Genomic DNA, 5,280 nt, shown 5'->3' on the forward strand with positions numbered 1-5,280 from the left:
CGGCGCCCGTGGGCGGTGCGGCGGCGGCCGGCGCGGCGGTGGTGGTCGCGCCGAGTGCGACGGCTCCGGCGCCGGCGACGCCCCAGCCGAGCAGTGACCGGCGGCTGAGTTCCGTCCCCTGTCCAGGAACCGGTGGTGGTGTCTGCGCCATGCGCGTGCTCCTTGCGGTGGTGGTGTGGCGGTCAGGACGGAAGGGGCGCGGACCAGACGTCGGCGACGGATGGGTCGTAGCCGTCCCCGGTGTCGCGGAAGCGCACCCGGACCACGCCGTCGCGGGTCTGGTCGGGCAGGTCGACGATGAACTGGTAGCTGACGGTGCCCGCGCCGCTCTCGGTGCGCTGCCAGGAGCGGGCGTGGACCACCACGCCGTCGACGACGATCTCGTAGTCCTTCAGCTGTGCCTGGTCGTAGGTCTCGACGGCGCGCAGCACGAACGGTTGGCCGGGTGCCACGGCGAGGTCGAATTCGAACCAGCCGCCCGGGTAGCTGACGTTGGTGTAGCGGCGGGTCAGCCCGGCCTCGGTGTTGGTGCCCGAGTACGTCGAGGCGGTCAGGTGGTGCGCCTGCTCGGAGGCCGAGTCGCCGAGGTCGACGTGGTCGTACGCGTCCGGCGGCGGGTTGGTGAACTGGACCGGGACGGCGAGTGTGCGCCGTTCCGCGTCGGTGGCGCCGGTGGCGATGGTGACCTGCGCGGGTCCTTCGGTCACCGCGACCGGTGCGGTGAGGACGGTCGACACGGTGGCCTCCGCGCCGGCGGCGAGGTCGTACCCGGCGGTGGGCGGCGCCGCCCGCCAGCTGTCCGGGCCGGTGGTGGTGACCTGCCCGGGCATCGGCACCGTGGCCCGGTTGCGCAGCAGCGCGGTGACCGTGGTGGTGGCGCCGGGCGTCACGGCGGCGGGGGTGGCGGACGCCGACACGACGACCACCGCCGGGGCGGTGGTGATCGTGCCCGCGACCGGCAGCGTCGCGGTGCCGCCCCCGTGCCGGTAGCTGGCGGACCCGTCGACCGAGACGGTCGCCGGGGACTGCCCGGCGGGGATGCGCAGCTCGTAGCGGTGGGCGGCGGTGGCGCCGGGGGCGACGGTGGTGGCCTGGTCGCCGACCGGCGTCACCGTCCAGCCCTCGGGTACGCGCAGGGTGGAGGCCACCCCGGTCAGCGGCGTCGTGCCGCCGTTGGTGACCGTGACGGTCGCGGGTACGACGTCGCCGGGCAGCCGCTCGCCCACCGGCAGGTCGAGCTTGACGACCGCGCCGATCAGGTCCGACGAGGCGGCCGAGAGCAACTGGTCGACCCGGGTGAGCAGGGCGGTGAATCGTTCGGCGTTCGCTGCGGCGACCCGACCCGCCTTGACCTGGGTGCGTAGCCAGCGGTCCAGGTCGGCGGCGGTGGCCAGGGCCCGGTGCACGCGGGTGGCGGCGTCGGTGGCGTCGCCGCCCAGGTGCGCGGTGCGCGCCGCGGCGGTCTCGTCGCTGAGCTTTCCGAGCTGGGCGGTGAGGTGCGCGGCCACCGGCTGGCCCAGGTCGTCCGCAAGGTCGCCGGTCAGCGTCGTCAGCGCCTGCACCGCGTCGGCGGTGTCGCCGAGCGCGCCGAGTACCCGGTCGACGGCGAAGGCGTAGGAGCCGGATCCGATCTCGTAGACGGCGACGTCGCCGTCCATCCGGACGAACCGCACGCCGTCGGCCGTCTCCGCCGGTCGGCCGCTCTCGGTGACCGCGTGCCGGCTGGGCGTGGGTACGCGGACGGTCGCGGTGGTGTTCGCCGGGACGGTGAGGCGAAGCTGCATGTCGCCGTGGGCGTCGAGGTGCCAGTCGCTGCCGATCGTGCCCTGCGCCGAGCGGTACGACGCGCGGGCCGAGGTGAGGCCGCCGCCCGGCTGCGGCGCGAAGGTGAGGTGGCGGTAGCCGGGGTTGCCGGAGTCGGGTTGGATGCCGGCGACGGTCCGGTACATCCAGTCCCCCACCGCGCCGTAGGCGTAGTGGTTGAAGGAGTTCATCGACACGTCGCCGAAGCTGCCGTCCGGCATGATCGAGTTCCAGCGTTCCCAGACGGTGGTGGCGCCCCGGGCGATCTCGTAGCCCCACGACGGGTAGGTGTCGTTGAGCAGCAGCCGGTAGGCGACGTCGAGGTGTCCGGTGTCGCTGAGCGCGGGCAGCAGGTCGGGGGTGCCGAGGAAGCCGGTGGACAGGTGCCAGTCGTGCCGGCGGACGTTGGCGACGAGCTTGTCGGCGGCCTTGGCGCGCAGCGAGGGCGGCAGCAGGTTCATGCCGATGGCCAGCACGTACCCGGTCTGGCTGTCCCCTTGGACGGTGCCGTCGGCCGAGACGTACGTGTCGACGAAGGCCTGGGCGATGTCGGTGGCCAGCGCCGCGTAGCGGGCGGCGTCGGCGTCCCGGCCGATGGCGGCGGCCATCTCGCCCAGCAGCCGGATGCTGTGGGCATAGTAGGCGGTGCCGATGACCCCGGCGGGCGTCGGGTCGTTCAGGTTGAGCCAGTCCAGGTACGGGCCGGCGTTGGTGCGCCGGTTGCCGGAGCTGGTGCTCTGCAGCCAGGACGCGTACCGCACCATCGACGCGTAGTGCTCCTCGATGACCCGGGTGTCGCCGTAGCGCTGCCACAGCGTGTACGGGACGGTGATGCCGGCGTCGCCCCAGCCGGTCGCGCCGTCGCCGCAGCAGACGCGGGGGGCGACGTCCGGGTACGCCCCGTTGGCCGACTGCCCGTCGCGCAGGTCCTCCAGCCACTTGGTGAGGAAGGTCAGGCTGTCCATGTTGAACGTCGCGGTCTCGGCGAAGACGTTGATGTCGCCGGTCCAGCCGAGCCGCTCGTCCCGGGCCGGGGTGTCGGTGGGGATGGACAGGAAGTTGCCGCGCTGACCCCAGGTGATGTTGCTGTGCAGCTGGTTGACCATCGCGTTGGAGGTCTGGAACTCGCTGGTGAGCGCCCCGTCGGTGTGCTCGACCAGGCCGGTGACCGTGGCCAGGGTGGGGGTGCCCGGGTAGCCGGTCAGCTCGACGTAGCGGAAGCCGTGGAAGGTGAACGTCGGCTCGTAGACCTCGGCTCCGCCGCCGCGCAGGGTGTAGCGGTCGGTGGCCTGGGCCGAGCGGAGGTTGGCGGTGTAGGCGGTGCCGTCGGGGTTCAGTACCTCGGCGTGCCGGATGCGGACGGTGGTGCCGGCGGGGCCGTCGACCTTCAGCCGGACCTTGCCGACCATGTTCTGGCCGAGGTCGAAGATCCAGGTGCCGGGGGTGGGCTGGGTCAGCGTCCGCGCCGGCAGCTCCTGCACCACCCGCACGGGCGGGTCGGCCTGGGCGACGACCGGGCCGGTGGCGGCGGGGTCGTCCACGGTGGCCGGTGACCAGCCGGCGTCGTCGAAGCCCGGGGTGTCCCAGCCGGCGGGCAGCCGGCGCGCGTCGTACGTCTCGCCGTGGATGAGGTCGCTCTGCAGGAACGGCCCGGGCGTGGCGCGCCAGGAGTCGTCGGTGCGGACGGTCTCGGTGCGCCCGTCGGTGTACTCGACGATCAGTTGCGCGCCGAGGTGGGGCCGGGTGCCGTAGTGGTCGGGGCCGAAGGAGGCGAGGGTGCCGGAGTACCAGCCGTCGCCGAGCTGCGCGCCGAGCGCGTTGTCGCCCTGGCGGAGCTGGCGGGTGACGTCGTACGTCTGGTACTGCACTCGCTTGCTGTAGTCGGTCCAGCCGGGCGCCAGCTCCTGGTCGCCGACCCGTTGGCCGTTGAGCGAGAGCCGGTAGACGCCGAGCGCGGTGGCGTAGATGCGGGCGCGGGCGATCTCCCCGTCGACGCGGAAGCCGCGACGCAGCAGCGGGTTGGCGTCCAGCGCGGTGAGCATCGCCTCGGTGCTGCCGGTGACCCGCAGCCCGCCGGCGGTGGGGGTGCCGCCGCTGAACGGGTTCTGGCCATCGGTGAGTGGGGCGGTGAAGAGGGTGTCGGTGCCGCGGGTGACGGAGAAGTCGGAGAAGACGCCGGTCTCGGCTCCGTCGGTGCGCAGGCCGACCGAGCCGCCCTTGTGCCGGGTGTCGCGGGTGACGTCGACCTGGGTGCCGTCGACCCAGGTGGTGATGGTGTCGCCGGCGGCGGTGATGCGCAGGGTGTGCGGGGTGGTCAGCTTGTCGGCCGGCACCACCGCGCCGAGGGGCACCTCCTTGAGCACGCTCCACGCGCCGTTGACCCGGGCGTGTGGCCGCAGCTTCGCGGTCCCACCGGTGATCGAGAACTGCCACATGTAGGCGTTGGCCGGGCCGTGCGCGCGCAGGTAGATCCCGGCCGCGTCGCGCTCCAGGCGCACGGTGGTCTGGACGGTGTAGTCGGTCCACGACTCGGTGGGGGGCGGCAGGCCGATCCAGTCGGCGTGCCAGCCGTCGGCGCCGCCGAGTCCGGTCTCCCACGAGGCGGGGGCGCTCCAGTCCGAGGTACGGCCGGTGGTGTCCCAGACCCGGACCTGCCAGACGTAGCGGGTGCGGGGCTTCAGCGCCGGCCCGGCGTACGGGACGAGGGTGCTCTGCTGGGCGGTGACGCGGCCGCTGTCCCAGACGTCGGCGTCGTCGAGGTGGGCCTGGCTGGTGGCGACCCGCACCTGGTAGGCCTCCTGGAGCACACCGCGGGCGGCGGATTCGATCCGCCAGCCGAGGCGGGGCTTGGCCACGTCGAGGCCGATCGGGTCGGTGGCCCGTTCGGTGGTCAGGCCGACCGCCGCGAGCTGGGGTGCCGACGGTTCGGCGGCGGCCGCTGGGGCGGCCGTCACCACGGTCGGCGTCAGCCCGAGGAGCAGGGCGACGAGCGCGCTGAGCACCGGCCGGCGCCGCGTCGTGAACGTCATGGTCCTCACCCTTCTGTGCGGCGGTCCCGCACTGAGGTTTTGCGGGGTGTCCCGAGGGGACGGGGGTCAGCAGGGTTGGGCGGCGGCCAGCTGGCCGCTGGACCGTCGGCGGCCCGTTTCGAACGCGGTGCCGCGGTTCTCGGTTCCGGCGAAGGAGGCCCTGGCCCGGACCACAGGATTGGGGTTGGGGCGCGTGGCCGCTGCGACCAGCGTCTTGCGGCGCGGCGGCAGCGGCCGGCTTCCGGAAGTCCGAGGTGTCACGGCTGCCTCCGCGCGGGTTGTGAATCGATTCAGGACGCTACGTGCTTGCGTTCCTCAGGTGAAGAGATCCTTCGTGGCCGGATCCGGACACGAAGGCGGCACCGATGAACGGGGCACTCGGGACGGGATGTGGCGTCGCACCCCACTCCCTCGACCAGCGCGCCCGTTGGTGACCGGGTCGGTCACC

At 73.5% G+C, this 5,280-nt stretch carries 1 protein-coding gene; it reads right to left on the reverse strand.

What is annotated here, in order from left to right; translation table 11 throughout:
* Positions 1-182 precede the first annotated feature (182 nt).
* A complete protein-coding gene (locus ACWEVO_RS29270; protein ID WP_452310706.1) occupies positions 183-4,832 on the reverse strand; it encodes a family 78 glycoside hydrolase catalytic domain in 4,650 nt (1,549 codons plus the stop codon).
* Between the last annotated feature and the right edge of the window lie 448 nt (positions 4,833-5,280).

It is taken from the genome of Micromonospora sp. NPDC003776, assembly GCF_053605645.1.

Coding starts and splice junctions, on each gene's coding strand:
- ACWEVO_RS29270 (WP_452310706.1), bottom strand. CDS start 4,832: ATGACGTTCACGACGCGGCGCCGGCCGGTGCTCAGCGCGCTCGTCGCC.